The sequence below is a fragment of the Achromobacter sp. JCM 18799 genome (genome assembly GCF_055395645.1).
In genome coordinates, this window is sequence record NZ_AP043866.1 from 3,117,314 (window position 1) to 3,143,411 (window position 26,098).

Annotated in this window: 27 protein-coding genes and 1 pseudogene; 5 read left to right on the forward strand and 23 right to left on the reverse strand. The window is 63.9% G+C overall.

Annotated elements, in window-relative coordinates; translation table 11 throughout:
• The 7 genes from trbJ to ACZ5YA_RS14685 are packed head-to-tail and all read right to left on the reverse strand — an operon-like array spanning position 1 to position 7,417.
• Positions 1-744, reverse strand: a complete 744-nt coding sequence (gene trbJ / locus ACZ5YA_RS14655; protein ID WP_023083101.1) for a P-type conjugative transfer protein TrbJ — start codon at positions 742-744, stop codon at positions 1-3.
• Positions 741-3,191, reverse strand: a complete 2,451-nt coding sequence (gene trbE / locus ACZ5YA_RS14660; RefSeq protein WP_019043465.1) for a conjugal transfer protein TrbE — start codon at positions 3,189-3,191, stop codon at positions 741-743. Before trbE ends, trbJ begins: the two co-directional genes overlap by 4 nt.
• Positions 3,192-3,203: 12 nt before the next feature.
• Positions 3,204-3,473, reverse strand: coding sequence for a VirB3 family type IV secretion system protein (locus ACZ5YA_RS14665; RefSeq protein WP_019043464.1), 270 nt, complete (start codon positions 3,471-3,473; stop codon positions 3,204-3,206).
• Entirely contained in the window at positions 3,470-3,862 is a 393-nt protein-coding gene (locus ACZ5YA_RS14670) for a TrbC/VirB2 family type IV secretion system protein (protein ID WP_019043463.1), read from the reverse strand. Before ACZ5YA_RS14670 ends, ACZ5YA_RS14665 begins: the two co-directional genes overlap by 4 nt.
• Positions 3,859-4,929 (reverse strand): P-type conjugative transfer ATPase TrbB, encoded by a 1,071-nt coding sequence (gene trbB, locus ACZ5YA_RS14675; RefSeq protein WP_019043462.1) that lies wholly within the window; start codon positions 4,927-4,929, stop codon positions 3,859-3,861. Before trbB ends, ACZ5YA_RS14670 begins: the two co-directional genes overlap by 4 nt.
• Positions 4,926-5,414, reverse strand: a complete 489-nt coding sequence (locus ACZ5YA_RS14680) for a hypothetical protein (protein WP_023083102.1) — start codon at positions 5,412-5,414, stop codon at positions 4,926-4,928. The genes trbB and ACZ5YA_RS14680 overlap by 4 nt, the downstream gene beginning before the upstream one ends.
• Positions 5,411-7,417 carry a conjugal transfer protein TraG gene (locus tag ACZ5YA_RS14685; protein WP_019043460.1) on the reverse strand — a complete coding sequence of 669 codons (2,007 nt, stop codon included), beginning with the start codon at positions 7,415-7,417 and terminating at the stop codon, positions 5,411-5,413. The genes ACZ5YA_RS14680 and ACZ5YA_RS14685 overlap by 4 nt, the downstream gene beginning before the upstream one ends.
• Before the next feature lie 35 nt (positions 7,418-7,452).
• Here ACZ5YA_RS14685 and ACZ5YA_RS14690 point away from each other — a divergent pair, with 35 nt between their 5' ends.
• Positions 7,453-7,686: a hypothetical protein gene (locus ACZ5YA_RS14690; protein WP_127913711.1), complete on the forward strand. Its 234-nt coding sequence runs from the start codon at positions 7,453-7,455 to the stop codon at positions 7,684-7,686.
• Here the strand turns inward: ACZ5YA_RS14690 and ACZ5YA_RS14695 are convergent.
• The 13 genes from ACZ5YA_RS14695 to ACZ5YA_RS14755 all read right to left on the reverse strand — a co-directional run bounded on the left by ACZ5YA_RS14695 (position 7,653) and on the right by ACZ5YA_RS14755 (position 19,172).
• Complete coding sequence (locus tag ACZ5YA_RS14695; RefSeq protein WP_024570447.1) at positions 7,653-7,919, reverse strand: EexN family lipoprotein; 267 nt, start codon at positions 7,917-7,919, stop codon at positions 7,653-7,655. The genes ACZ5YA_RS14690 and ACZ5YA_RS14695 overlap by 34 nt on opposite strands.
• 33 nt (positions 7,920-7,952) lie before the next feature.
• Positions 7,953-8,864, reverse strand: a complete 912-nt coding sequence (locus ACZ5YA_RS14700) for a LysR family transcriptional regulator (protein WP_134283722.1) — start codon at positions 8,862-8,864, stop codon at positions 7,953-7,955.
• Positions 8,865-9,105: 241 nt separating this feature from the next.
• Positions 9,106-9,969 carry a universal stress protein gene (locus tag ACZ5YA_RS14705; protein ID WP_019043457.1) on the reverse strand — a complete coding sequence of 288 codons (864 nt, stop codon included), beginning with the start codon at positions 9,967-9,969 and terminating at the stop codon, positions 9,106-9,108.
• 14 nt (positions 9,970-9,983) lie between these two features.
• Positions 9,984-11,462: a SulP family inorganic anion transporter gene (locus tag ACZ5YA_RS14710; protein WP_019043456.1), complete on the reverse strand. Its 1,479-nt coding sequence runs from the start codon at positions 11,460-11,462 to the stop codon at positions 9,984-9,986.
• Between the two features lie 312 nt (positions 11,463-11,774).
• Complete coding sequence (locus ACZ5YA_RS14715) at positions 11,775-13,763, reverse strand: relaxase/mobilization nuclease and DUF3363 domain-containing protein (protein ID WP_019043455.1); 1,989 nt, start codon at positions 13,761-13,763, stop codon at positions 11,775-11,777.
• A gap of 448 nt (positions 13,764-14,211) precedes the next feature.
• On the reverse strand, positions 14,212-14,799 hold the full coding sequence (locus tag ACZ5YA_RS14720; RefSeq protein ID WP_019043454.1) for a S26 family signal peptidase: 588 nt from the start codon (positions 14,797-14,799) through the stop codon (positions 14,212-14,214).
• Positions 14,796-15,320: a DUF2840 domain-containing protein gene (locus ACZ5YA_RS14725; RefSeq protein ID WP_019043453.1), complete on the reverse strand. Its 525-nt coding sequence runs from the start codon at positions 15,318-15,320 to the stop codon at positions 14,796-14,798. Before ACZ5YA_RS14725 ends, ACZ5YA_RS14720 begins: the two co-directional genes overlap by 4 nt.
• The gene (locus ACZ5YA_RS14730) at positions 15,317-15,586 is read right to left on the reverse strand and encodes a hypothetical protein (protein ID WP_019043452.1); all 270 of its coding nucleotides are present in this window, start codon (positions 15,584-15,586) and stop codon (positions 15,317-15,319) included. Before ACZ5YA_RS14730 ends, ACZ5YA_RS14725 begins: the two co-directional genes overlap by 4 nt.
• Positions 15,583-16,221: a ParA family partition ATPase gene (parA, locus tag ACZ5YA_RS14735; protein WP_019043451.1), complete on the reverse strand. Its 639-nt coding sequence runs from the start codon at positions 16,219-16,221 to the stop codon at positions 15,583-15,585. The genes ACZ5YA_RS14730 and parA overlap by 4 nt, the downstream gene beginning before the upstream one ends.
• Before the next feature lie 265 nt (positions 16,222-16,486).
• On the reverse strand, positions 16,487-17,332 hold the full coding sequence (locus ACZ5YA_RS14740) for a replication initiator protein A (RefSeq protein ID WP_019043450.1): 846 nt from the start codon (positions 17,330-17,332) through the stop codon (positions 16,487-16,489).
• A 26-nt stretch (positions 17,333-17,358) separates the two neighbouring features.
• The gene (locus tag ACZ5YA_RS14745) at positions 17,359-17,649 is read right to left on the reverse strand and encodes a helix-turn-helix transcriptional regulator (protein ID WP_024570164.1); all 291 of its coding nucleotides are present in this window, start codon (positions 17,647-17,649) and stop codon (positions 17,359-17,361) included.
• A gap of 83 nt (positions 17,650-17,732) precedes the next feature.
• Positions 17,733-18,482 (reverse strand): DUF2285 domain-containing protein, encoded by a 750-nt coding sequence (locus ACZ5YA_RS14750; RefSeq protein ID WP_019043448.1) that lies wholly within the window; start codon positions 18,480-18,482, stop codon positions 17,733-17,735.
• A gap of 342 nt (positions 18,483-18,824) precedes the next feature.
• The gene (locus tag ACZ5YA_RS14755) at positions 18,825-19,172 is read right to left on the reverse strand and encodes a DUF2958 domain-containing protein (RefSeq protein ID WP_019043447.1); all 348 of its coding nucleotides are present in this window, start codon (positions 19,170-19,172) and stop codon (positions 18,825-18,827) included.
• Between the two features lie 223 nt (positions 19,173-19,395).
• Here ACZ5YA_RS14755 and ACZ5YA_RS14760 point away from each other — a divergent pair, with 223 nt between their 5' ends.
• The 3 genes from ACZ5YA_RS14760 to chrA all read left to right on the forward strand — a co-directional run bounded on the left by ACZ5YA_RS14760 (position 19,396) and on the right by chrA (position 21,492).
• On the forward strand, positions 19,396-19,689 hold the full coding sequence (locus tag ACZ5YA_RS14760) for a helix-turn-helix domain-containing protein (protein WP_024570163.1): 294 nt from the start codon (positions 19,396-19,398) through the stop codon (positions 19,687-19,689).
• Between the two features lie 274 nt (positions 19,690-19,963).
• Positions 19,964-20,266 (forward strand): PadR family transcriptional regulator, encoded by a 303-nt coding sequence (locus ACZ5YA_RS14765; protein ID WP_019043445.1) that lies wholly within the window; start codon positions 19,964-19,966, stop codon positions 20,264-20,266.
• Entirely contained in the window at positions 20,263-21,492 is a 1,230-nt protein-coding gene (gene chrA, locus ACZ5YA_RS14770) for a chromate efflux transporter (RefSeq protein WP_019043444.1), read from the forward strand. Before ACZ5YA_RS14765 ends, chrA begins: the two co-directional genes overlap by 4 nt.
• A gap of 58 nt (positions 21,493-21,550) precedes the next feature.
• Here the strand turns inward: chrA and ACZ5YA_RS14775 are convergent, their stop codons facing one another.
• Positions 21,551-22,507, reverse strand: a complete 957-nt coding sequence (locus tag ACZ5YA_RS14775; RefSeq protein ID WP_024570162.1) for an IS110 family transposase — start codon at positions 22,505-22,507, stop codon at positions 21,551-21,553.
• A 409-nt stretch (positions 22,508-22,916) separates the two neighbouring features.
• Here ACZ5YA_RS14775 and ACZ5YA_RS14780 point away from each other — a divergent pair, with 409 nt between their 5' ends.
• Positions 22,917-23,585: a hypothetical protein gene (locus ACZ5YA_RS14780; protein WP_019043442.1), complete on the forward strand. Its 669-nt coding sequence runs from the start codon at positions 22,917-22,919 to the stop codon at positions 23,583-23,585.
• Between the two features lie 175 nt (positions 23,586-23,760).
• Here ACZ5YA_RS14780 and ACZ5YA_RS14785 read toward each other — a convergent pair.
• A pseudogene (locus tag ACZ5YA_RS14785) lies at positions 23,761-23,972 on the reverse strand (hypothetical protein).
• Between the two features lie 55 nt (positions 23,973-24,027).
• Positions 24,028-26,076 (reverse strand): ParB N-terminal domain-containing protein, encoded by a 2,049-nt coding sequence (locus tag ACZ5YA_RS14790; protein WP_019043441.1) that lies wholly within the window; start codon positions 26,074-26,076, stop codon positions 24,028-24,030.
• Between the last annotated feature and the right edge of the window lie 22 nt (positions 26,077-26,098).

Here is a 26,098-nt window from a genome sequence, read left to right on the forward strand (position 1 = left end):
TCAGTTGCCGTAGAAATCCACGCGCTGCGGCGTGTATGGCGTGCCGTCGCCTAGGAAGCGGCGCGTCACTTCCCGGCCGCGTTCGACAGCCGCTGCTTGGCGTGCCAGTTCCAGCGCGGCGGCGCGTTCCTGCGTGATCTGGAGCTGCTGCGCCTGGATCGACTGCTTGGCCTGCAAGGCCAGAAGCTGATTGGTCGCCTGCATGGCTTGCAGTGCGCCGGTGGCGGACTGACTCTGGCTGACCAGGTCGGACAGCGCGCTTTCGTCTTGCGCCAGGTTCTGCGACACCTGCGCCTGCATCCGCATCGCGGTATGCAGGCCGTTCAAGGTGTTCTTCCAGCGTTCCTGCGCGTCGCGCAGCATCTGGTCGCCGCTGACGGTCGCGGCGTACTGCTCCGGGTACAGCCGGGCGAAGGTGGCATCCATGCTCTGCACGTCGTAGGCCAGGCCGCGAGCCTCGGCGATCAGCCGCTCGGTGGTCGCCAGCGTCGAGCGCAGGCGATTGACGATGTTGAAGTCCAGATTCGTCAGATTGCGCGCCTGGTTCATCAGCATCTGCGCTTCGTTCTGAAGCTGGTTGATCTGATTATTGATCTGCTCCAGCGTGCGCACGGCGGTCAGCGTGTTCTGCACGAAGTTGGACGGGTCGAACACCGTCAGCGCGGATGCAGGCTGCACGGCCAGCAGCGATGCCGACAGCACGGCGGCGAGCGAGACGGACCGCAAACGGGGTTGGGTTTTCATGGTGAAACCTCCTGGGGTTGAGAAGCGAGGAAGGACGCTGCCGCCGGCGAGGACGGCAGCAGATCAGCGGCCCAATCGAGGCCACGATGACGCAGCCAGGCACCGGCGAAGCCCGGTGTGCCTGCGTCCAGCAGCACGCGATCCATGTCGCGTTGGTCTTGCGGAGTGGATGCCCCGGCGAAGGCCAAAGTTGCTGGCCCCAGGTCGAGGTCGAACAGGCGATTGCCCAGGCGCGATTGGTAGTAGTAGTCACGCTTGGGCTGCGCGGTCGCCACGATCTCGATCTGGCGGCTGTTGAGGCCGAAGCCCTCGTAGATCGTGCGGATCTGAGGCTCGGTCGCCTGTGGGTTAGGGAGAAAAATCCGGCTGGCGCAGCTTTCGATCACTGCCGGTGCAATACTTGAATCCTTGATGTCGGCCAGCGACTGCGTGGCGAAGATGACGCTGACGTTCTTCTTGCGCAGCGTTTTGAGCCACTGGCGGATGCGGGCAGCGAACACCGGATCATCGAGGAACAGCCAGGCTTCATCGAGGATCAACAGCGTGGGCGCGCCGTCGAAGCGTTCATCGAAGCGGGCGAACAGGTAGCCCAGCACGGCCAGCACTGCCGCCTTGCTGTGCATCAGCTCTTCCATCTCGAAGCCCTGCACGCTGCCGGAACCCAGCCGATCAGAATCGGCGTCCAGCAGCTTGCCGTGGGCACCACCCAGCACATAGGGCGCGAGCGCCTGGCGCAGTGCGTTCGATTGCAGCAGCACCGAGAGGCCCGTCAGCGTGCGCTGCTCCACCGGCGCGCCGGCGAGGCTGCCGAGTGCCGACCAGATCGCGGCCTTCTCGTCCGGGCCAATGGAGACACCTTCATGCAGCAGGCGGCCTTCCACCCATTCGGCGGCCCAGGTGCGGTAGCCCTCCTGGTCGATGCGGGCCAATGGCTGGAAAGCAATCGCCCCGTCATTGCCTAGGTCGTAATGCTCGCCGCCCAGCCCGAGGATTGTGGCACGCATGGAGCGGCCCATATCGAAGGCGAAGATGCGCGAGCCGGGATAGCGGCGAAACTGCATCGCCAGCGTAGCGAGCAAGACCGACTTGCCCATGCCGGTCGGCCCGGCGACCAGCGTGTGGCCCACGTCGCCGATGTGCGTGACCAAGCGAAAAGGCGTCGCGCCATCGGTGCGGGTGACGATCAACGGCGGGCCATCCAGATGCGCGTTCTTCTCCGGCCCGGCCCACACCGCTGACAGCGGCATCATGTGCGCCAGGTTCAGCGTCGAGACGATGGGCTGACGCACGTTGGCATAGGCATTGCCAGGGATGGACGACAGCCAGGCATCGACTGCATTGAGGGTCTCGGGGATGGTCACGAAGCCCCGGCCCTGGATGACGCGCTCCACCATGCGCAGCTTCTCGTCGGCTACGGCCGGGTCGGCATCGAGCACCGTCACAGTGACGGTGAGGTAGCCGAAAGCGACTTGATCGCTGCCCAGTTCCTGCAAGGCGGCATCGGCGTCGGCCGCCTTGTTGCTAGCATCGGTATCGACCAGCGGGCTTTCCTGCTGGAAGATCGTTTCGCGCAACAGCGCGACGACGTTCTTGCGTTTGGCAAACCACTGGCGGCGCAGGCGGCCGAGTTCTTTTTCCGCCTCAGCTTTGTCCAGGCACAAAAAGCGCGTGCTCCAGCGGTAGCCAAAGCCCAGGCGGTTGAGGTCGTCCAGAATCCCTGGCCACGTCGAAGTCGGAAAGCCTCGCACCGACACCACGCGCAGGTGCTGGTCGCCCAGCATGGGCGCCAGACCACCGACCAGGGCGCAGTCGGCCAACAGTGCGTCGATATGGAACGGCACGTCGGGCACACCGACGCGGTAGCGCCGCATGGACACCGTGGCGTGCAGGTAGCTCAGTGTCTGGCTGTCATCGAGCCAGGCGATTTCCGGCATCACGCCGTCGAGCAAGTCGAACACGCGATCCGTTTCCGCCACGAAGGCTTCCAGCCGCCCACGCCAGTCCACGCCATCGCCTGGCGGGTTCTCATAGAGCATTTTGGCGGCGCGGGCGCGGGACTCTTCTGGTGGAAGATAGGCAAGTGTGAAGTGATAGGCACTCTCAAAATGCTGGCCGGATTCCTCGAAGGCCGCGCGGCGTTCTTCATCCACCAGCCATGACAACGGCTCCGGGAATTCGGAGCGTGGATAGCCTGCTGCCGGGCGGCGCTCGGCTTCGATGAACAAGGCCCAGCCCGAACCAAGCCGGCGCAGTGCGTTGTTCAGCCGCGCTGATGTAGCTATTAGTTCGCCTTGCGTGGCGCTGTCCAGATCCGGCCCGCGAAAGCGTGCCGTGCGCTGGAACGAGCCATCCTTGTTCAGTACCACGCCCGTCGCGATCAGCCCGGCCCAAGGCAACCAGTCGGCCAAGAGCGCTGGCCGCTGGCGGTATTCGGCAAGGTTCAGCATGTCGGCTTCTCCCTATGCGTCCAGCAGCGGCTTGTGTTTGATGTGCCGGGCGAAGACCTGCATGAACTGCGGATCGACACGCGCCCCCCAAACCGCCAGCGAATGGCCGACGATCCACATCACCACGCCGGGAATCCACAGTTGCAGGCCCAGCCCGACGGCGGCGGCTAGCGTGCCGTTGGCGATCGCTACGGTGCGCGGCGCACCGCCCAGCAGGATCGGCTCGGTCAGTGAGCGATGCAGCGGCACTTCAAACCCCGGAAGATCGGTGGCCGTGCTCATACGACGGCCCCGCCGGAGAAGCTAAAGAACGACAGGAAGAAGCTCGAAGCCGCGAAGGCGATGGACAGGCCGAAGACGATCTGAATCAGCTTGCGGAAGCCACCGCTGGTATCACCGAAGGCCAGCGCCAGGCCCGTCGCAATAATGATGATGACCGCGACGATGCGAGCCACCGGCCCCTGGATCGACTCCAAAATGGATTGCAGCGGGCCTTCCCACGGCATCGAGGAACCGGCCGCCTGCGCGGTTCCGGCCAGGAACAGCAGCAGCGCTGCCAGCAGCAGCCCTTGCCGTGCGGGGCGGGCCAGGCTACGCAGTCGTGCCAGGCTGGACAGGTGGGAAAGCGGATTTACGGAAAAGCGGAAAGCAGGAACGTGCATCTGCGTCATGGCAGTTCTCCAGGTTGGTCAGGGATCGAGGAAGGCGCAGCGGCAGCGGCTGCAAGAGGAACCGGCGGAAGCTCGGAGAACGGTGCTTCCAGCGCATCCGCCAGGCGGTAGCCCTCGCCGTCGAAACCGACGACGCGAGAAATGGTTTCGACGTGGCGCTTGCGTCCACGGCCTGCGATGTGGATCACGACATTGACCGCCTCGGCGATCAGGGCGCGGGGCGGATGCACCGCCACTTCGAGGATCAGTTGTTCCAGGCGCAGCAGCGCACCCAAGGCGGAGCCGGCATGGATGGTGGCGATGCCACCGGGGTGGCCAGTGCCCCAGACCTTCACCAGATCCAGCGCTTCGCCGCCGCGCACTTCGCCGACGATCACGCGATCCGGGCGCAGCCGCATCGTGGCGCGCACCAGCTCTTGCATCGACACCACGCCTGCGCGGGTGCGCAGCGGCACATGGTCACGGGCAGCGCATTGCAGTTCGATGGTGTCTTCGAGCACCAGTACGCGGTCGCCGGTGGCGGCGATCTCGGCCAGCAAGGCATTGGCCAGCGTGGTCTTGCCGGTACTGGTGCCTCCGGCGATTAGGATGTTGTGCCGCTCGCGCACGGCGTGACGCAGAAACTCGGCCTGCCCAGCAGTCAGGATGCCTTCGGCCACATAGCGATCCAGACCGATGATGCTCACGGCACGCTTGCGCAGCGCAAAGGCCGGGCCAGGTGCAGCGGGCGGCAAGATGCCCTCGAAGCGTTCGCCCGTCTCCGGCAGCTCGGCAGTCAAGAGCGGTTGGCCGCGATGTACCTCCGCACCGACGTGGGCGGCCACCAGGCGGATGATGCGTTCGCCATCGGCCTCGGGCAGTTCGACGCCGAGCGGCGCACGGCCAGAGGACAGCCGATCCACCCACAATGTCCGGTCGGGGTTAAGCATCACCTCCACAACGTCCGGGTCTTCCAGCGCAGCAGCGATCACCGGCCCCATCGCCGTGCGCAGCATCTGGATGCGGCGATCCTGGGACGCCTCAGCGGATGAGCGTGGATCGGGCGGGGTCTGTGGAACGGCACTCATGACGCACGCTCCGCTGTGCGTTGATGGGCTTCGGCCAACGCCGCCGCGTCGTCCATGCGCATGCCGAACTCACGACCTTGGGGGTGCAGTTCTTCCACCACGTCGCGCACCAGGCTGCGGCCACGCATCAGGTGCCGACCCAACTGTTCGACGAACTGCTCGAAACGAGCCTTGCCCTGAGCGCGAGCCGCATCCTGATGGGCTTCGGGCACCGGCGTACTGACGGTCAGGTAGTAGCGGATGAACAGCGCCAGCGTTTCGATCTGGATGTTCTGGTCACGCTCCAGACGCTCGGCCTGCCGCGACAGACGATCCAGCCGCTTGGCGATGGCGGCCTCACGCTGGTCGCCAGCATCGGGCGACAGCCAGGACGCCAAGGCAGCGGCGACGATGCTGGACTTCGAGACGCCTTTCTTCGTGGCTAGCTCGTCCAGGCGCTTGGCGTGCTCGTGCTGAATGAACAGGTTCAATCGGTATTGGCTCATAGGTTGATTCCGTCGTTGGGGTCGAGAGAAGCCAGTCGCGCCGTGCGTTGCAGTGCGGGGTCGAGCTGGTCGGGAAGCACCGGGGGCATGTCGTCGTCATCGAGCAGCGACAGATCGCTGGTCGGGGCGTCCATCTCGGGGGCATAGGCGATGGCTTCCGACAGTTCGGGCTGGCGGCGTGGGCCGCCGTCGTCAGTCGAGCCCAAGGCCTCCAGGTCATCGGCGGATGCCGTGGCCGGTGCCGCAGGAACCGCGGGTATTGCCAGGCCGCTCCAATCGTCAGGTCGTGCAGGCGGTACATCGGCGTAGGGGCCAGCCGTTACTACAGGCGGGGGCAATACCCGTTGTTTGAAATTGGCGTCGGCGAAGTAGCGCAGCTTCTTCGCCTTGATCGGTGCGACGCTGGACACCATCACCACCGCTTCATCGGTCGGTAGTTGCATCACTTCGCCCGGCGTCAGCAGCGGACGTGCGGTTTCCTGGCGTGACACCATCAGGTGCCCCAGCCACGGTGCAAGCCGGTGGCCTGCGTAGTTGCGCTGGGCGCGCAACTCAGTGGCGGTGCCCAAAGTTTCTGAAATACGCTTGGCGGTTCGTTCGTCGTTGGTGGCGAAGGTCACGCGCACATGGCAGTTGTCCAGAATCGAATGGTTCTGCCCGTACGCCTTGTCGATCTGGTTGAGCGACTGCGCGATCAGAAAGCTGCGGATGCCGTAGCCCGCCATGAAGGCCAGCGCCGTCTCGAAGAAGTCCAGACGGCCAAGCGCCGGGAACTCATCGAGCATCAGCAGCAGCTTGTGCCGGCGCTCGATACCGTCACTGCCATCGAGCGATTCGGTGAGCCGCCGGCCGATCTGGTTGAGGATCAGCCGGATCAGCGGCTTGGTGCGCGAAATGTCGGAAGGCGGCACTACCAGATACAGCGATACCGGATACTCTGCTGCGATCAGGTCGCCGATGCGCCAGTCGCAGCGCGAAGTGACTTCCGCCACGGTCGGATCACGGTACAGACCAAGGAACGACATGGCGGTGGACAGCACGCCCGACCGCTCGTTGTCCGACTTGTTGAGCACTTCGCGGGCAGCGGATGCAACGACGGGATGCTGGGCACCGCCCAGGTGCTTGGTCGTCATCATCCGGTGCAAGGTCAGCTCGAACGGGCTGGCCGGATCACTGAGGAAGTTGGCGACGCCGCGCAGCGTCTTGTCTTCCCCCGCGTACAGCACATGCAGGATCGCCCCGACCAGCAGCGCGTGGCTGGTCTTTTCCCAGTGGTTGCGTTTCTCCAGCGCGCCTTCGGGATCGACCAGGATATCGGCGATGTTCTGCACGTCGCGTACCTCATGCGCGCCGCGCCTTACTTCCAGCAGCGGGTTGTAGGCCGCTGAACTGGCATCGGTCGGGTTGAACAGCAGGCAGTGGCTGAATCGACTGCGCCAGCCAGCGGTGATCTGCCAGTTCTCACCCTTTATGTCATGGATGACGGCGGATGCCGGCCAGGACAGCAGCGTCGGCACCACCAGGCCCACGCCCTTGCCGGAGCGCGTCGGCGCAAAGGTCAGGACGTGTTCCGGCCCTTCGTGCCGCAGGTAGTGGCCGTCATGCTGGCCGAGAAAGACGCCAGCAGGCTGCGTCAGCCCGGCCTTGCGAATGTCGGCGGCATCGGCCCAGCGGGCCGAGCCATAGGTCGTCACTTTGCGCGCCTGGCGCGAGCGCCACACCGACATGGCGATGGCGACCGCCACGGCCAGCAGGCCGCTGCTTGCCGCGATCATGCCGCCGGTGTCGAAGACCTGCGGCGCGTAGGCATCGAAGAAGAACCACCACTCGAAAAGCTTCCACGGGTAATAGACCGGCTTGCCGTGGAAGTCGAACCAGGGCGAGCCCAGGCGTAGTTGGTAGCCCAAGGCTGCGGCTGTCCATTGCGTGGCAACCCACACACCGGCGATCACGATGCCGAACACGGCGGCGATCTGCCCGAACAACACACCTTGAGCCTGCATACCTTGGCCTCCGATTTCTCCTGCGCTGATTCCCCGTGGAAAACGCGGCACGAAGGCGTGCCGCAGACGTCAGGATCGGTGTCGGTTCAGTGCCGGTCAAAGACCGTTATCGGCAGCAAGGTGATGCAGAAAGCATGGTTTCATGCAGGGACAAAGCCAATAAAAACGCCGCAGGCATGAGCGCGCTGCGGCGTGTTAAGAAAGAAAAACAGGATATGCGGCAAGCCGCCAACGGTCAGAACTTCGGCGGCGTTTCCGATGGCGTGTAAGGCACCTTGCCGTCGCCGAAGAAGCGCTTGTTCGTCGCTTCGGCCACCCGGTTGCACAGCACGTCGCCCATCGTCGGGCGCTCGGTCTTGCACTGGAGGCGCAGTTCCTTCAAGCGCTCGGGATCGGCGGCCAGCTCTTCGACGGTCGGCACAATAGCTTCCTGGTTCGACGGCTCGGATGGGCCGCAGGCGGTGATTGCAGCAACCAGCAAGAACGGGGCAATCAGCTTCAAAATCATGATCCGACATCCTCTCGCAGATAGGGTTTAAAACGTGGGTTTTTCCGTCCCTTCGGGAGAGTCGATTGCGTGGACGCGCTGTTTGAATCGTGTCACCGATTCGGTGAACTCGTCCTCGCGGTACAGCACATACGTAACGAGCATGGGAGTTCGCCCTGCCAGCGAACGGGCGACTACGCCGGGTTCGCGGCTACCTGTGATATGTGGCGCTCCGGCTAAACCCAAGGCAAAGCCTGCTGCCACTAGCGCCATCATTAGGTCGAAGGACGCAACACGTTCTGCAATCAGCGGTTCCAGGCCTGCTCGCTGAAGCATGCCGTCAACCTGCCGGGCATGCCCTTCGCAAATCGAAGGATCACAAAGCACTAGTGGATGACGCAGAACCTCTTCAAGCGGAATGCGCTTGTACCTGAGCAATGGATGCCGCGCAGGCACTGCCACCATTAACGCATCACGCCACGCCGCCTCGGCTACGATACCTTGGCCGACTTTGTTCCACTGCGCAAACCCAACATCGTATAGATCGTCATGTAGCCCCTTGATCTGTTGAGAAAGCGGCACCTCGAAAAGGCGCAAATCGACTTCGGGTTCCTCCTGCCGACATAGCGCGAGTAACGTCGGTAAACGTGAAGGCGTGATGCCGTCAGACAGAGCGATGCGCAGTTGCCCATGAAAGCCATTGGCCGCTGCCTTAACGCTATCGCGAGCCTGCTGTAAGGCCGTGAAGGTGCGAGGAACATGCTCGAGGAAAAGCTTCCCTGCCCGTGTCAATCGAGTGCTGCGGCTAGTACGGATGAATAGCTGCTCGCCGACATCAGCTTCTAGTTCTTTAATGGTGCGCGATAACGGCGATTGCTCGATGTGTAGTTTTTCAGCGGCGCGTGCGAAGTGCAGTTCTTCTGCGACGGCCAAGAAGCAGCGTAGATGACGCAATTCCATAGGAATCTCCCTGTCCATAGGCGCGTGGCCACCGCTCACGCGCGCCTTTCAACAAACTCTCGTCATGAACCGCCAATGTGTTGAAAACTTCTAAAAGGACAGGTTGTTATCAGCGGGACAAATCGCCTTATGCAGCGCAGATCAACTAGTTCGCTTCAAACTTCCCATCCAGATGTATTGCCGGTTGACGGTGATCGGTTTGGCTCAAACCTGACAGCCAATTAGTGGCGTTGATCAAGACTTAACGCAGTAGAAGAATTGGAATGTGTGACGAACGCAGTAATTCAGCCGTCTTGCTTCCGAACAGAAGAGCGCGCAGTGGCGAGTGACTGAATGCCCCCATAATGAGCAGGTCAATTTCCTGTTCTTTCACTGCCTTTTCGACCACTGCTCCGGCATCTCCGGGCACTAGCGAAGCGGTCACTTCAGAGCTCGCTCTCGACAGAGTTTGCTTCGCCCATTCAAGCGATTTGGCTTGACCGCCAAATTGATTTCCAGACATCAAAATTCTGATGGGCAAGCCTCGCAGCAAAGGGCTGCTGGACAACATCTCCATGCCACGCCGAATTGCAGTGCCGCCATCAAAAGCGATCATGACGCGCTCAGGAGGCTTGAATTCTTCACTTACAGTAAGAATCGGAAGCTTTAAAGCGCGAATAATGTTTTCGACGTGATGGCCTAGCTCATTTTCGTGCGTTCTGGCCCCTTTGCCTCTTCGCCCCAACGCCAGCAAACGCAAGCCTTGCGCTTGCTCAATTAACGTATCTTCCAGAGAACCGTGGCGCTGTCGCACATCGACACGGGCTGCACCTGCCAAGATTGCGCGTTCGCGCAGTCGGTTCAAAAACAACCGGCCTTGCTCCCTCGCGCTCTTGGCGTGTGCTTCATCTTCTGCAGACAGATGTGCCAACAGACTCTCTTGAGCGTCGATACCGATTGCGCCGCTGTGATCGTCATCCGTTGCCCGCTCGGGATGGCTGTCGATCACGTGCAGAAGCTCCAGCGGAGCATCAATACGGCGTGCCGCCCAGGCAGCGCAGTCGGCCACATGAACCGCGTAGCGTGATTGATCGACGCAAGCAAGCACTTTATTTTCGTTTTTCATGATTTGCTCTCCTCTTAGTGGCCTGCGAGCATGTCCGCTGCGCCGTCCTTGTCGTGAATCCCGAACTTGTCCACCATCGTGGCGCTGGCCTCGTTCAGGCCAGTCACCTCCACTTCCGTACCTTCTCGCCGGAATTTGATGACTACCTTGTCCAAGGCGCTAACCGCAGTGATGTCCCAGAAATGGGCGCGGCCGACGTCAATTCGCACCTTTTCAATGGCTTCCTTGAAGTCGAATGAATTGACGAAGCGTTCGGCCGATGCAAAGAACACTTGGCCGGTAATGGTGTAAACGCGCATGCGGCCTTCGTCCTCCGTGTGCGAGGAGGCATGGAAGATCCGACCGACCTTTTGGGCGAAGAAAAATCCCGAGAGCAGCACACCAACCAGCACGCCTTTGGCCAGATCGTGGGTGCCCACTGTCATAGCGACAGTCGCGAGCATCACCACACTGGAGCTTTTAGGGTGCTCTCGCAAGTTACGGATCGAGGCCCAATTAAAGGTGCCGATGGACACCATGATCATCACAGCGACGAGTGCTGCCATTGGGATACGGGCCACCCAGTCACCGATAAAAACCACCATCAGCAGAAGAAATACGCCAGCGGCCAATGTGGAGAGACGGCCGCGGCCACCGGATTTCACATTGATGACCGACTGACCGATCATCGCGCAACCGGCCATTCCGCCAAGAAAGCCGCTCGCGATATTTGCGACGCCTTGACCTACGCATTCCCGGTTTTTGTTACTGCTCGTGTCGGTGAGGTCATCGACGATGGAAGCCGTCATCATGGATTCCAACAAACCCACTACGGCCAAAGTTGCAGATACTGGGAAGATGATCTGGAGTGTCTCCAAGCTCAACGGGACATCGGGCAGTAGGAACACCGGCAGGTTGTCGGGCAACTGCCCCATATCGCCTACTGTGCGAATGTCGAGGCCGAGTAAGATCGAGACGGCTGTCAGCACCACGATGGCGACAAGCGGCGACGGTATCGCCTTAGTAACGTAAGGGAAGAGGTAAATGATGCCCAGGCCTGCAACCGTCATGGCATAGACGTGCCAGCTTACGTTCGTCAGCTCCGGCAGTTGAGCCATGAAGATCAGAATGGCCAAGGCGTTTACGAAGCCAGTAATAACTGAGCGTGAAACAAATCTCATCAGCGTGCCCAGTTGCAGCCAGCCTGCGATGATCTGGAGTACACCGGTTAAGACGGTGGCAGCGAGCAGGTACTGCAGCCCGTGCTCTTTAACGAGGGTGACCATCAGCAATGCCATCGCGCCTGTGGCTGCCGAGATCATGCCAGGGCGACCGCCAGTGAAAGCTATCACTGTGGCTATGCAGAATGAGGCATACAGGCCGACCTTGGGATCAAGGCCTGCGATAATCGAGAAAGCGATTGCTTCAGGGATAAGGGCAAGCGCTACAACAACGCCTGCTAACAGGTCGCGTCGGACATTGGAGAACCAGTCCTGACGTAAGGATTTCATCATTGATCTATTCCGGTGCAGGCTCGGCCGCAGGCTGGAACGGGACTAGGCGCGAATGCCTCTTTCCGATCCCGGAATAGAGAACAGCCCAAGACTATGGGCTGGCAAACCACAGCCAGTCATACATACAGCCTCGTGCGAGCGAAGATTGAAATTAGGAAACGGCTCGCTGCGAGACTGATAGTTACACTGGTCGATACTCCAATAGTGTTGGCTGTGAATTTGAAAATTGCTCTTGAATTGTAACCTGTCTTTGCGCGTAGCGGCAAGTTGAGAGGCATGACGACCCCATAAAAGCCATCGTCGTGAGGTGGATCACTGGCTTAACCCGCGCTGCCGCGTGAAATGCCAAACCGCCGTATCGCCCCGGACTGTCGCAGCAAGTTGCTGTCCTAGTCGCCGCTCAATCACAGGCTTCCACGGCACCAAGTTGAACCCGATCCCGTCATCGAGCACCGCGTAGCGCCCGCTGGCAAGCATGACGGATCGGCGGTAGATACCTGCTACACGTTGCCCGTCTGTGGTCGGGCGGTGCTCCAGGCCGGTTTCGGCGGCAATGTCCTTGGCGACCTGCGCCAGTTCTCGATTGCGCAGCGTGCCCAGCAGATTCCGGGCGAGGATCACATGCTGTCCCCGCCGCTCGGCCAGCCCCTGTTCTTCAAGGAAGTCGGCGCGCTGCTGCATGGCTTGCTTGGCGTCACCGCCAAAGCCCGAGTCGCCCAGCCCCTTGCCGCCACCGATCAGTTGTTGGTCGAGCCAAGTGGCGCCAATCACGCGTGCCTGCCGCTCAATCGGCAGATGAGATTTCAGCTCTACGGCCACGCCGCCCAGCCGTTGCGAGTCGTACTGGCGGCCACGTTCGGCCAGGTCGTCCGGCACCCTCCATAAGCCATCGGCCACGCGCTCCACGATGCCGGCCCGGCGCAGGGCTTCCAGCCGGCGGACGTGGGCCGCGACGACCTCCTGCGGGTCGCGGCCGGGCTCAGCTCGGCCTTGCTCGATCGCCAGGTGATGATCGGTGCGGTAGAGGCCATCGCTCGCCAACGCGGCGATGTTCCTGTCGGCCGCCCGCACCACGGCGGAACCGCGTACCTCCACCACGGCTCCGGTGGGATAGTTCGCCAGCTCGTCGCGGGTGTTCAACGCGACGTAGTGGGCCTTGCCGTCCACGCCGTCGATGACCAGATAGCCGCGGTCGTGCAACTCGTCGGCCAGCCCCTTGGCGGCCACGCGGCCGATGACGGTGCGGCCGTCGTCGCCGGGCTCGAACACCGCCAGCTCGCGCGGCTGGCCGCTCATGGCCCGCTGCATGGTGCGGATGATGTCGCCGCGCTCGCCCAGGGCGCGCAAGGTCTTCTCGGCATCCGCATGGACGGCCCAGGTGCCGGGCTGCGTCTCGTCGGCCAGGCCCATGCGCTGCAAGCGTTGCAGGCGGCCGATCAACAGCAGGCGCTGGCGTTGCAGCTTTGGTTCATTGAAGCGTTCGATCTGCACCCGGCCATCCTCGCCGGCCTCGCGTTGCAGCGTGCAGTCGAGGCTCGTCCACCGCTCTTGTTCCACCTCGCGCTGCAAGGTCTGCTGGATCTCCAGTTCAGTGCGCGGCCCCAGCCATTCCGTCGCCAGCTCGGCGGCCCGGTGGCGGAAGCCGTGGGCGATGTAGTCGCCCGCGATGATGAGGTCTTTGCCGGTGTCGTCGCGTCCGCGCACGATCAGGTGGGTGTGCGGGTTGTCGGTGTTCCAGTGATCCACCGCCACCCAATCCAGCCGCGTGCCCAAGTCAGCTTCCATGCGGTTCACCAGATGCCGCGTGTAGGTGCGCAGGTCGTCCAGTTCGGCGCCATCCTCGGGCGAGACGATGAAGCGGAAATGGTGCCGGTCATCGGCACAGCGTTCCTTCAAGGCTTCAAGGTCGGCATCGTCGGCCTGCGCCCCGTAGGCCAGACCCGGCTCGCCATCGCGGCCCGCACCGTCGCGCTCGATGTAGCGCAGGTGCTTGGCGAGTGACTGCGGGCTGGCCCGTTGGTGATTGACCAGCAGCGTCTTGATGGTCACGCGCCGCGACATGGGCGTCAGCTTCGCCCCGGCGAAACGCGCCGCCGTGTGGCCGCGCCCCAGGCGCGAGCCGGGCCGCTGGCCTGCGCGCTGGCCGCCGGACACGGCGGAATGGCGTATCGAGGACTTGCCGCCGCTGGCCTTGCCCGCCTGCTTGAGCACCTTGGAAACGAAGCTCTGGCCCTGGCCCTTGCCCCGGTTCTTCGGGGCGCTGGGACGCACGCGGAAATCGTCGTCGCGGTGGTCGGTCATGGATGCGCTCCCCGCAAGCTACGGCGTGTCCTGTCGTGCAAAGCACGCGGACATGCCTGCGTTGGCGCGGGCCTCGCGCCCCACGCGGCACGGTGGCGAAGCCGCTCCGTGCCGCGCCACCCCCATGTGCAGACAGGCTTTGGGCGCGGCCCGGTGCCGCGTCCTTTTGTCTTGCCTTCCGCATTTGCCTCCCGCATCCGCTCCCGGCAATTGCGGCCCGGTGGCAAGGCTGCACCAGCAGCCAGCGCACCGGCGAACACGGCGATGGCCGCAGGCCAGCCGTGTTCGAGGCAAGACGCCTGCACGTGGGACGGCTGCGCCTGAGACAGCGCGAAGTGCGGTGCGAATGCACACGCACTGCATGCGCGACGACACGGCGACGAACAGCGGAACGACACGCCCGATGGCACGATGAGATGCATGGCGACGTACAGCGAATCGGCGGCCATCATGGGCGCGACTCCAGCCAAACCGGGCGCGCAACGCCGATCACGGCGGCTGCGCTGACCGGCCCGAAATACCGGCTGTCGAACGACGCCGGATTGGTCACGCTGAGCAGGAACAGCTCGCCAGGCTGAAGGCGACGGCACTGCTGCCAGGATGGCAGCGGCCGGCCCCAGCGATCGGCAGGCAGCACGGCGGCTGAAGGCACGCCGTCGATGCGGACTTTGCCGTCAGCGATACACACCTCTTGCGGCGCCATCGCGCCCACGCGCTTGAGCAACGGGATGCGCGTCGGCAGGTAGCCGCGATGCGCAGCGAGGGCGGCAGCCTCTGCGGGCATCGGCACCAGCACGATGCTGCCCACGGACAAAGGACGTGGCAGCGAGCTGGTGCGATGGTCGAGCGGATCGACGCGATACCAGCCGACCGCCACGCTGTCGGACGGGTTGTAGGTCAGGCGCGGCAGTGGATGCACGAAGGACGCCCAGGCCAGCGCAGCGAGGCCGCAGGCGGACAGGCCCGCCAGCATGAGGCGGGCGCGCAGGCGCGAGTGTGGATGCGTGAGAGCAGTGGGAACAGAAATCGTGGTCATGACAGCGCCCTCCCGGCCAGCCAGGCGGCGTGCCGCTCGGCGCTGTATTCGGGCAACGGCAAGCGCGCCGCGAGCCGGTTGCCCAGCGTGCGCCAGTACGCGGGCGAAGTGCCAGCAGGTGCGATGCTCAGCGCCTCAATGGCGTCGATGCGTGCCAGCACGGCACGCACCGATTGCTCACCCTCGACGTGCAGCAACAGGCGTGCGCCTGGTTGCACGCCGGGGATGCGCTGCGCGCCATCCATCGGCATGCAAGCCTGCATCACCATGAGCTGCCAGCGGATCGTGCCGTAGTCGTTGGCCTGCCAACGGATGCGGCATAGAACCGCGTTCGGTGTGAACACCGCGCAGCGGCGCCAGCGGTCGAACCGGATGATGCGAGCAGGATCACCGAAGCGCAGGTAGAGGTCGAAGCGTTGGTCGATGTATGCGAGCGCAACGCGCGTCAGCGGCACGCCGTCGGCCACGCCGACAGGCGGGATGGACGGCGGTGCCGAAGCCGTCGAGGCGGGTGTGTTCATGAGGACTTCTCCGGGAATTCCCGCTCCAGCAGCGCGCGCAACAGATCGGCCACCGTCACGCCTTGCGTGAAGGCCGATACCTTGATGCGCGCCCGCATGGCGGGCGTGATGTCGAGGGTCAGGCGGGCCGTGTAGAGGTCGCCTTTCTGGAGGTCATCGGCACTGCCCTGGCGAATCCACGCCTCGGCGTGCGGATTCGCGGGCGGACGCGCGCCGATGCCGATGCCGATGCGCTTGCCCGTGCGCTTGCTGGCAGGACTGCTCATGACGGCCACCGCAGCAGTTCATCGACCAGCGCAGTGATTTCGCGCGCGGCGGCGCTGTCTGGCGCCATCTCGCGCGCAAGCCGGCCAGCGGCCACACTGTCGGCGAACACGATGCGCTGATGCACTTCCGAGTGCAGCGCAGGAAGTGGCTGATCGGCCAGCGCGCCGCGTGCTTCACGCCCGATCACGGTGGTGCTTACGCGCCGGTTGATGACGAAGGCCGCGCGCAGCGCAGGCCGAAACACCTGCGCCTCGCGGATCAGCGCCACCATCTCGGCGCTGGCCCACAGGTCGTAAGGGCTGGGCTGCACCGGGATCAGCACGCGTTCGGCTGCCATCAGCGCGGAGCGCGCCAAGGCGGCGATGCGCGGTGGCCCGTCGATGATGACGTGATCAGCCCGCCTGGCGAGTTCTGGCGCCTCCTGGTGCAGCGTTTCGCGTGCAAGGCCCACGGCGCTGAACAGCCGTGGCAAACCTTGCTGGCTGCGGCGCTGCGTCCAGTCCAGTGCGGAGCCTTGCGGGTCGGCATCCAGCAGGATGACCGACTGCCCGCGCATCGCCAGCTCGCCGGCGATGTGGGTGGCGAGCGTGGTCTTGCCGACGCCGCCTTTCTGGTTGAGCAGCGCGACGATCATAGCCTGGCCCTCCCTGCTGGAGAGCCCGGCTGTCGCTGCTGGTTTTCGTGCCCTTCGCTCGCCGGTTGGGTGGTTGTCCACCGAGACGCGGCGCTTCTACTAAAAGTTAGAGAATTTAAGTTAGGGAAGTTAGGAGAGGCCGAAACCCGCGCCATCATTGGCTTGGCGGCCGATTTTGTTGCCTGATAGCACGAGGATTCGTTGCCTGATAGCACGATACCTCTGTTGCCTGATAGCACGAGTCCGTCCACAGGCTGCGCAGCAGTTATCCCCGTGCCGTGGACGGCACGGGCCGGAACGTCAGCAGCGGCGAGGCAATGCCCGAGACGTACTCGATGCCCAACTGGTAGCCAGGCAAGGCTTGCCGCGCCACCAGTGCCCGCAGGTCGGCGGCGAAGTCGTAGTACCGCGCCACGCTGCCCGACTTGCGGTACAGGTGCTGGAAGTCGAACTGCCAGCCGCCAGGCTGTCGCCCGCCGTGCTTGCGCACCAGTCGGTACAGCCACCGCTCGATCCCACCGGTCAGCCGGAAATACGCTGGGTCGATGGTCAGCACCAGCGCAGCATCCATGACGCCCGCGTAAAACCAGTCCGGCAGGATCAGCTCCAGCCCCAAGGGTGTGCCCTGGGCATCGGCCAGCTCCTTCCACTCGTTGATCCACGAGAAGCGGTGCAGCCGCCTTCCGGTTGTCTCCCGGATCGACGTGGCCACCGTGGTGGACTGCAGGCGATCCAAGGCCGCCTTGAGGCGCTGATAGTCGCGCAGCGACGTACCGCGCCCGATAAAGCGCAGGATCTCGTAGGGTGTGGCCTGCATCAGCCGCGACGGGCGCAAGCCCGCATCGCGCGCTTCCACGATCTGGCTGGCGGCCCAGATCAGAACGTCCGCATCCCAGATCGTGGCGATGCCATGCTCCTGCGTGCCCTCCACGCGGATCGTGATGCCGCTGGCGCGGAAGTCGATCGGCTCCGTGCGCCGCGACTTCGCCAGCGAGAAGAACGGAAAGGCCATCAGGTCCTGGCTGTCGCGCGGCGCCATGTCGCCCGGCAGGGCACGGAACAGATCGAGCTGCTCGCGTTCCTGCCGAACTTGCCCCAAGGGGCTGGACATGGCGATGGCCTCCGGCGCTCCAGCGGTCAGCGCGCACGGCTGTCCGCCGAGTGCTGCTCGGCGTATTCGGGATCGGACGTGCTCTCGAAGCTGCGCTCGGAAGCCCAGGCATCGAGGTCGGCCACGGCGTACATGACGCGCCGGCCGAACTTGCGGAACTTGGGGCCGCCACCCAGCACGCGCTGCTTTTCCAGCGTGCGCGGCGACAGCCGCAGGTAGTCGGCGGCCTCGTCGTTGGTCAGATAACGCTGCGGTTGCGCGGCAGCGGCCGGGGTGGTTGCGGGTGCGGCGGCAGGCCGCAAGGGAGCAGGACGCATGGTGAGAACCTCCATCGGTTGCAGGGCTCCGGCCACACAGCGCAACCGGATGGAGGCAGTCTCAGAAAACGAAGCTCTCCTGCTCAGGGTCGTTTTGCGTGGCCTTCAAAACGGCCCTTCTCAAGCGGCGCAAGCTGTGCTAGGCGTCGATAGCCGCCGCGCATCAGCGCATCGCCGCGCCGCACCAGGCGGCGCACCTTGGAGCGCAAGCCGCCATCGCTGTACCAACCGGCCGCGGTATCCGCGCCGAACAGGCCTTCAGCCACCTCGCGCAAGGACGCGCCCGCCAGGGTCGCATCGAGCGCCTGCAGGGTGTGCAGCTCCATCAACGCGGCAGGGGGCGGCCGGGGCCGAGCCATGGGTGCTGGCGTGTCAGGCACGTGGGTGGCCCCACGGCCACGGTAGGCATGGGCCACGGCCATGCCGTCCTCCAGGCCAGGCGCCAGCGCATAGCGCAGGCAATGGCCGGGGCTGCGCGCGATCAGCGCCAGTCCCTTGCCGTCATGCAACAGTTGCTTGTGGCCGGGAATACGCCAAAACGCGAACGGCTCGGCATCCGGTGGCGGATCGGCATCGGGGTGGAGTTGCACCACGGCCTCATGGCCGGGGAGCCAGGCCGGATGCGCGTCACGCGCATCCAGGGCTGGGTCTTCCAGCAGACGCATGCCCCAGCGATGCGCAGCATCGGGGCGGTGCGCACGGCGCAGCCAGTCGAGCTGGTAGTCAGGATGGCGGCGCAGGTATTCCCAGGCCAGCGCCAGCGTGTCTAGGCACAGCACGTAGAGGTAGGCGGCAGTCGGATACCAGTGCGCGAGGTGGTGCGGTTCGGCCATGACGCAAGCTCCCGTAGAGCAGGACGGCCGTCACCGGTTTCACACGCAAACGTCACCGCATCGAACTAGCATCCAATCGTGAATAAGCTGGTAGCTTAGTAACTTGCGTGTCAAGACGAAATGCATCCGATGGGTTGCATGGATCGTCTGAATGCGACGGTGGCGCGCGAGAACATGCGCGCCTCCTGCGATATCCACCGTGCCCGATGGCACGGCCGGCATCATGACCGTTTACGTCACGATGGCACCGATTTGGTGCAACAGTGCGGACTAAGACCTGACGGGTCTGGAGCAAGACCGAAATAGTCTCAATGCGCCCGGCTTGGCTTGGGCGCGAACGGCTCAATCGAGGATGGAACCATTCTCCTGAGCCAGCCGCAGGTACTCCGACAACGGGCGCACCGCCCGGAAATACCGGTCCCGCATCACGGGCTGTTTGCTCGGCCCGACGATGGATGTGAGGTCGGACAGCTTGATCTCGCACAGCTCGGGCATGCCGATCCCCAAGTCGATCAGGCCATGGGCCGTATCGCCGTCGGCGGGGTCGAGCGATACCAGCAGCCAGGTGGCGTGTGCGTCCGGCGTGAACAGCCGCACCACGGGCAGCGGGTCGATGGCCCGGCCAGCGGCGCGGGCCTGGCCGTGTTCCAGCAACAGCCTGCGCTCGTCCTCGGTGATGAGCTGGTTCATGGGCGTCCCCTCATTCGCACAAAACCGCCGAAGCGTGAAAGCGCAAAACCGCATCGGCGGGTTTGAGGAAAGACACGGATGCGGCTTTGCGCTTCTGTGAGAAGCCACAGATACGGATTTCCGTAAAAGCACGAAAGCGGCAGGCGAGCATAGTTGAACACTATAGATTGTAGTCCTATAGGGCGCAATCGGCTGTCATCTTGGATTTTGGGGAGATCCAAGGTTGGCAGCGAAACATACATTGTCGGAGGCACTAAAGACCATCAGGAAAGCGCGTGGATTGAGCCAGGAGGCGTTCTCCGACGTGTCCAGCCGCACCTACATGAGCACGCTGGAGCGCGACCTCAAAAGCCCCACCTTGAACAAGCTGGCCGAGCTGTGCGAGGTCATGGAGGTGCACCCGCTCACGCTGCTGACCCTGGCCTATGCCTGCGACGACCTGCAGCAGGCCGACCAGCTGCTGGCGCAGGTGCGCCAGGAGTTGGAGACTGTGGCGAAGAAGAGTGACACGCCATAGCGCGCGTCGGCGCTGGCATGGCCGATCCGGCGCCGCCGGTTCGAGGTATGCAGGGGCGCCAAGCCTGCGCGGCGGGGATAGCCCGCAGGGCTTTCCCCTGGAGGCAAACAAAGCGCGCAGCGCCGTTGGCGCGAAGACGTGAGCAACTGTCTTGAAAGTCAAGCCTCCCAAGCGCGCCCGAAGAGGCGCGCCTCTTCGGGGCATCTGCGTGCCGTGATAATATCGACTTTCGTTATCGTTATTCGATATGAAAGAGCAACCAACACCCCGCGCCATGGAGCACCACGACCTGCTGTCAGGGCTGATCCGCCTGCATGTGCTGCACCACGCGGCCGAGCAGGAGATCTATGGGCAATGGATGATCGACGAGTTAGCCCACCACGGCTACCGCCTGTCTCCTGGAACGCTGTACCCAATGCTGCACAAGATGGAGCGCGACGGATACCTCGTCTCCCGCCAAGAGCGTGAGGGGCGCACCGTGCGCAAGCTCTACACGATTACACCCAAGGGCAATGAAGGCTTGGCGCTGGCCAAGGAACGCATCCGAGAATTCACCGGGGAGGCGATGCACAGATGACAGATTCCACCAACACCTTGCAGCATGAGGCCGCAGCCGCACGTGGCTCACCCGTCGAAGTCTTCGGCGCCTTCCTCAAACTGGGACTGACCTCCTTCGGTGGACCGATCGCGCATCTGGGCTATTTCCGCTCGGAGTTTGTCGAGCGCCGCCGCTGGCTGGACGACCGCAGCTATTCCGATCTGGTCGCCCTGTGCCAGTTCCTGCCAGGGCCGGCCAGCAGCCAGGTGGGCATGGCGCTGGGGCTGGGCCGCGCGGGCTGGTTGGGGCTGCTGGCGGCCTGGGCGGGGTTTACCTTGCCGTCGGCGATTGCGCTGATCCTGTTCGCCTTTGGCATCGCCGAGTACCACGGGCTGGCCCAGTCCGGCTGGATCCATGGGCTCAAGGTGGTAGCCGTGGCCATCGTGGCGCAGGCCGTATGGGGCATGGCCAAGTCGTTGTGTCCTGACCGGCCCCGTGCCGCCCTGGCCATTCTGGCGGCACTGCTGACCATGATCATGCCCTCAGCCGCGGGACAGCTTGCCGCCATCGCGGCGGCGGGATTCCTGGGCTGGTGGAGATTGAAGATCGCGCAACCTGGCGGCGGCCAGGCCCACAGCTACCCGGTTTCGCGCAAGCTGGGCATCGTGGCGCTGCTGCTGTTCGCAGTGCCACTCGTCGGGCTGCCCCTGTGGGCCGCTGCCACGGGCTCGTCCACGGTCGCGCTGCTGGAAGGGGTGTACCGCTCTGGTGCGCTGGTCTTTGGCGGTGGGCACGTCGTGCTGCCGCTGCTGCAGGCCACCGTGGTGCCCAGTGGCATGGTCAGCAACGCTGACTTCCTCGCCGGCTACGGCGCGGCGCAGGCAGTGCCGGGACCGCTGTTCACGTTCTCGGCCTATCTCGGCGCGGTCGCCCACGGGCCGCTGCATGGCTGGATCGGCGGGCTGGCCCTGCTGGGCATCATTTTCCTCCCGGCCTTCTTCATGCTGGTCGGCGCGCTGCCGTTCTGGGAAGGGCTACGCCACCGCGCGGGTATCCAGACGGCCATGGCAGGCATCAATGCTGGCGTGGTCGGCATTCTGGTGTCGGCCCTGTACGACCCTATGTGGACCAGCGCCATCCACGGCAAGGCGGATTTTGGGCTGGCGCTGCTTGCGTTCGGGCTACTGACGGTGGGTCGCGTGCCTCCAGCGCTCGTGGTGCTGCTGGCCGGGCTGGCGGGCTGGGTCATGGCGATCGGTATCTGAAGCCAGTCGGCGCAGTGCGCAGGCCGGGCATGGTGACTACCGCCCACCATATAGAAAGTCACGCCGGAGCAGGCTGGTCATTCCATGGCCGCCCGGTTTTGACCATGGCATTCATGATGATCAGCAGCTTGCGCATGCAGGCCACGATGGCAACCTTCTTCGGCTTGCCAGCCGCCAGCAGGCGCTCATAGCAACGCCGTATCACGGCGTTGTGCCGCATGGCAACGATGGCGGCCATGTATAACGCGCTCCTGACCGTAGCCCTCCCGCCGCAAATGATGCGTTTACCGCGAGCCTGGCCTGAGTCCCGGTTCATCGGTGCGACACCTACCAGCGCGCAGATCTGCTTGGCCTTGAGCTGGCCAAGCTCCGGCAGCTCGGAAATCAGCGTCGCAGCCGTCGCCGGGCCAACTCCCTTGACACTCTTGAGCAATGTGGCCAGATCGGACTGGTATTGAGCCAGATGCTCCGCAATCCTTCGATCCAGCGCCTCAAGCTGCGTCGCGAGCATATCCATCAGTTCCGCAATATCTTGCACGACCTCCGGATGCGCCATGTGTTTGCGTTGGCGCTCGCTGACCAGCAAGCGTACCAACTGCCGCCGTCGAAGCACCAGTGCATGCAGGTGTTGTTGTACCTGGTCTGGCATCGGTTTGATGAAGCGATCTCGATCAGGACGCTGGTTCAGCACCTGCGCCAGTTCAGCCAGCATCCTGGCATCCACGCTGTCGGTCTTGACCAATCGCCCCATGGCCTTGGCGAAGTCCCGGGCCTGCCGAGGGTTGATGACAATGACAGCGAATCCCGCAGCTTGTAGAGCGCAAGCACAGGCCAGTTGGTACTGTCCAGTCGCCTCCATCACGATCAGCGAGACCGGATGGTTCTTCAACGCTGCGATCAGCGCTTGGTGCCCAGCACCATCGTTACTGAATATGGCCGTGGACTGCTCGTGCCCGATGGCTACATCCATGGTCTTCTTGGAGATGTCGATACCGACTGCAACTTGATTGGCCATGATCTCCGCGTCCCTTCCTTGCAAATGCGAACGGCGTTCACGCAACTGTTCGGGCTTTCAGAGATCGGGCGCGAGCATGCGCCCAGGACTCACGCACGGGCTCAAGTGGCACCGAGGGATGACGGGCTACATGCTGCGGCCAACCCCGAACCCTGGCAGGTCCGGGCGTGACGGCATTGCCGAACACGCACTTCAAAGATACAAGGGATCGAAGCCGAATGGCCGTGACAGCGAAGTCGGCACGGGGCGCAGCCCGAGAGCTTGGCGGCGCTAGCGTCGACACGCCAAAACCCAGCAAAACCTCCCCCATCCTTGGCGATCCACATGAATTAGACATAATTTGCACAAAACATCAATTTTATGCGAAACTCATCAACATCGCGCATAAATCAGGAAAGACGGTTCTATCATGGCATTTCGAGCAGACGAAGCGGCGCAAGCCGGGTACGAAGAAGTGGAGAAATACCTTGTCCTGCGCCCCCGGGATGCGGACGAATCTGAAAGAGCGCGAAGCAAGCAAGCGCTGCAGGACATCGTGGATGAACTCGGGCCGGTGGTTGACAGATACCCTTCATGGCACCCACTGGTGCGCAACCACGATAGCCGCCACCCCGTCACCACACCGAGTGATCGCTGCGGCTACAAAGGCCTCGACCACACGCGGTACTTCGCCAATGGATTCATCACCTGTCCCTATGGCGATGGTCAGGAGGTCTTGGACTCGGTTCTAGCCCTTCCTCGCCACCACGCTGCTTACATCACAGCGGAGAAGCTGGATGTGCAGTTCTACAACCCAGAAGCCACCCCGATACTGGTCAAGTGCAACTGGGAAGAGCCCTTACCGATGGACAAGATGATCCCGCTGTCCATCGCAGTGCCTTTGATCCTGGAGAAAGAGGTTCCGTGCTGGACCTGGTCCCAGGTCGCGGAGACATGGGAGTCGATGCGCTCGTATTTCCTGGGCGCCCCCCATGGCGCGCGATCGTCGCTGTTCGTGAGCCAGGAGACCGGACAGGGGATCAAGAAGGTTTGGGAAACGCTGATCTACACGGGGATGTTTGGCCCGATCAAGGTGTGATTGCGCCTTCGCGCCATCTGTATCAACGCGCCAACACCGCAGCCGGGCCTGCAAAGGCGGCGGCGTTCTGATTGGGCTGTCGGCTCTCAACACCGGGCGCGGCCACCGCCGCGCCCGGATTTTTGAAGTTCACCGCGCCCAGGGCGGAACGGCCTGGGCGCGGTGTCGACGACGGTTATTCCTTCGTCTCGATGATCCACCACACGGCCCGCGCCAAGGCACGGCCCGTGATGGGATGAATGTCCGTGAGGTCGGCGCGTGCCGTCCAACCCGAGGGCGGACGATAGCCGCGCACGTCGCCCTCGCCGTGCCAGCGGCGGGGCGCACGGTGCCGGGGGCGTAGATTGCCGCCATGCGCGGGCGGCTGGTGGTGTTGATGATGGGCATGGTTCGGCTCCCTGCGGCAAAGCGCCCCGGGCGGGGCGCTTGCCTTCGGCGTGGGTCAGGCGGTCAATGCCTCGGCAGGTTCATGCGTCACGGTGGCGGCTGCTTCCGCGCCGTCCTGCGCCGCATCCTGCAGGCCTTCCTCGGGCGCGTCTGCCGTCTTGAAGATGGCAGGCATCCAGCCCTTGCCGTTCACCAGCCGCTCGGCCTCACTGGCAATGTCGGCCTTCTTGAGCTTCGCCAGCCGGTTGACGCTCTCGGGCACCAACTCGCCCACGGCTTGCAGAATCGCTGCCTTCGGAACGTGCTTGAAGTAGCCTTCTGCGGTCGGCCTCCACCATGCGGCCATGTCGAGGCCCACAGCCTGCACCAGTTCCGCGCCCGGCTGCTGTACCGTGGCACGCGGCGTCACCACGTCCACGGTCGAAGCCACGCACACGGCCAGCAGCTTGACCAGTTCGCCTTGCTCCATCGCCAGCAGCGCGGCGAACAGTTCGGCGCTGTCGTCGGGCAGCTTGCCGCCCCACGCCTGCTGCAATTCGCGCAGCGCCACGGCGGCGGGTGAATCGGGCCAGTCCGGGGCCATGCCTTCCAGCCGGTCTTGCACCGTCAGGCGCACGCCCAGCGGTAGATCATGACCGTAGTAGCGGCCCTGCAAGAGGGTCTGCACCATGCCATGCACCAGCGCGGCCAGCGCCACCTGTGGATGCCGGGCTACCTCGATTTGCAGTGCAGCGGTGCGATGGGCGCTCAGGCGCTGAGCCAGTCGGTCGGAAATCGCTGCTGTCTTGGGCGCTTCGTCTTCCTCGCCTTCGTCATCGTTCGCGGCGTCCGGGTCGCTGAAGCCTTGGCGCAGCTTTTCGAGCGTGCGCAGCGCCTTAGCTTCGGCCTCGCGCAGCAGCCCGCGATGAATCACGACTTCGCCGTTGCGGTCGATGGTCACAATGGCACCGGCTGCGGCCTTCACGTTCGCGCCGTATCCCCGCAAGCCTTCTTCCAGCGCCTGCAACTGCTCGCCCAGGGCTTCGCCTTCCTCCTGCAAGGCGTCGGCCTTCTCCTCGTCCTCGGCATCCATCGCGGCGTCCACGGCTTCGCCAATGGCGCGCATTTTCTCTTGCAGCTTCTCGATGCGCTGTGCTTCGCGCTTGTTGGGTGCGCGCCGCTCCCTCGGCGCACGCTGAAAGGCGTGCAGGTCGGCATGGGTCATGCCGGGCGTGGCATCGGCCCAAGCCCAGCCCTCGGCCTTCACCTCGGCGGCGATGCCTGCCAGCTTGTCTTGCGCCAGCCGTTCCAGCAAGGCGGCGTCGCTCAGGTACACGCCCGCGTCATCCTCCGCGAACAGGTCACGGCGAACTCCGCCGCCTGCCTGCTCGTAGGCATCCAGCCCCACGAAGCGCACGAGCGGATGGCGGTAGGCGTCAATCTCGCGCTCGGTCAGGCGTTCGCGCAGCGCGGAGGGGCTGCGTTGCCACAGCGGCGCATCGTAGAACGCACGCTCCTGCGCGGCGTGATCGTCGGTGATGGAGAGCGCCATCAACTGATCGAGCGTCACGGCATCGGCCCTGTAGTCCGCCATCAGGCGCGGCGAGACGTTCGCCAGCTTCAAGCGGCGCTGCACCACCAGCGGCGTGACGGAAAAATCCGCTGCAATGTCTTCGATGGGGCGGCCTTCGGCCACCAATGCCGCAAACGCTTCAAACTGGTCTGCCGGATGCATGGCTTCGCGCTGCACGTTCTCGGTGAGGCTCGCGGTACGGGCCGTGCCATCGGCCACTTGCAGGCAAGGCACCTGCCAATCCTTGGCGATGCGGTGTTTCTTCGCCAGCAGCTTGAGGGCCGCAAGGCGGCGACCACCGGCCACCACCTCGTAATGCTCGCCATCGGCAGCGGGAATCACGATCAGGTTTTGCAGCAAGCCCACGCGCTGGATGCTCGCGGCCAGTTCGGGAATGGACATGCGCGGGGTCTTGCGCACGTTGCGGCCCGTGGGGCGCAGCACCAGCCGCGACAGGGGAACCAGAATCATGTGCTTGCTCGGGTCGGCGGCTTGCAGCACGTTGGCGCGGGTGTCGAGGGCTTGGGCTTCGGTGTAGGTAACGGCGTTCATGGTGAATCTCCAATCGAGTGAA